The 1,639-nt window shown below is 66.4% G+C and carries 1 protein-coding gene; it reads left to right on the top strand.

The features are described from left to right. Nucleotides 1-9: 9 nt before the first annotated feature. Nucleotides 10-1,639, top strand: a 1,630-nt coding sequence (locus FHS97_RS17185; RefSeq protein WP_184041076.1) for a GH92 family glycosyl hydrolase, incomplete at its 3' end; no start/stop codon positions are given.

Genomic DNA, 1,639 nt, shown 5'->3' with positions numbered 1-1,639 from the left:
CCGGCGTCGGTGGATCTGGTCAATCCGCTGATGGGGACGGACAGCAGCTATGAGCTGTCGTACGGCAACACCTATCCGGCGATCGCGCTGCCGTTCGGGATGAACGCCTGGACGCCGGTGACCGGCAAGATGGGCGACGGCTGGGGCTATACGTACAGTGCGCACAGGATCAACGGGTTCAAGCAGACGCACCAGCCCAGCCCGTGGATGAACGATTATGCCGCCTTCGCGCTGCTACCGATGACCGGCGCGGTGAAGGTGAAGGAGGCCGATCGCGCGTCGTGGTTCAGCCACAAGGCCGAGGAGAGCCGCGCCTGGGGCTACAAGGTCTATCTCGCCGACTATGACGTCACCACCGAGATCGTACCGACGACGCGCGCCGCGCACTTCCGCTTCACCTTCCCCGAGACCAGGGACGCGCATGTCCTGCTCGACGGCTATGCCGGCGGCTCGATGGTGTCGGTCGACCCGGCGCGGCGGCGCATCACCGGCTATGTCCGCAACAACCACGGCGGCGTGCCGGCCAATTTCCGCAACTGGTTCGTGGTCGAGTTCGACAAGCCCTTCACCGTCAGCCAGACCTTCGACGGCAGCGGCACGCTGACCGCCGGCCGCGGCGCCGAGGGCGATCATGTCGGCGCGGTGATCAGCTTCGCGACGAAGAAGGGCGAGCAGGTCGGCGCGCGCGTCGCCTCGTCGTTCATCAGCGCCGAGCAGGCGCAGCGCAACCTCGACCGCGAGATCGGGCGCGACACCTTCGACCAGACCAGCGCCAAGGCACGCGCCGCCTGGTCGGCCGAGCTCGACCGCATCAAGGTCGACGATCCTGACATCGACAATCGCCGCACCTTCTATTCGGCACTGTGGCGGATGCTGCAATTTCCGCGGCAGTTCCACGAGATCGACGCCCGCGGGCAGCAGGTTCACTACAGCCCCTATAACGGCAAGGTCCACGCCGGCCCGCTCTACACCGACAACGGCTTCTGGGACACGTGGCGCGCGGTCTTCCCGTTCTTCGCGCTGATGTATCCCGAGCGCGACGGCGAGATCATGCAGGGGCTGGCCAACACCTACAAGGAATCGGGCTGGCTACCCGAATGGGCGAGCCCCGGGCACCGCAGCGTGATGATCGGGTCGAACTCGGCCAATCTGATCGCCGACGCCTGGCTGAACGGCGTGCGCGGCTTCGACGTCGAGACGCTCTACGCGGCGATGGTCAAGAACGCGACCACCTCCGAAGGCCGCCCGCGCGATGCCAGGGGCAAGGTGCTGACCGCGGTCGGGCGCGAGGGCGTCGAGCTGTACAACCAGCTCGGCTATGTCCCGTACGACGTCGGCATCAACGAGAATGCCGCGCGCACGCTCGAATATGCCACCGCCGACTTCTCGCTGTCGCGGCTCGCCGCCGCGCTCGGCAAGAGCGACGATGCGAGGAAATACGCCGCGCACGCGCAGAATTATCGCAAGCTGTTCGACCCGCAGAGCGGCTGGATGCGCGGGCGCAACAAGGACGGCAGCTGGTCGACGCCGTTCAGCCCGTACAAATGGGGTGACGCCTTCACCGAGGGCAATTCGATCCATTACAGCTGGTCGGTGATGCAGGACGTGCAGGGCCTGATCGACCTGATGGGCGGCGACC

The sequence above is a fragment of the Sphingomonas endophytica genome (assembly GCF_014199415.1).
GTDB classification, from domain to species: Bacteria; Pseudomonadota; Alphaproteobacteria; order Sphingomonadales; family Sphingomonadaceae; genus Sphingomonas; species Sphingomonas endophytica.
The sequence above is the reverse complement of the archived record's forward strand: the minus strand, read 5'-3'. Positions and strand labels throughout refer to the sequence as shown.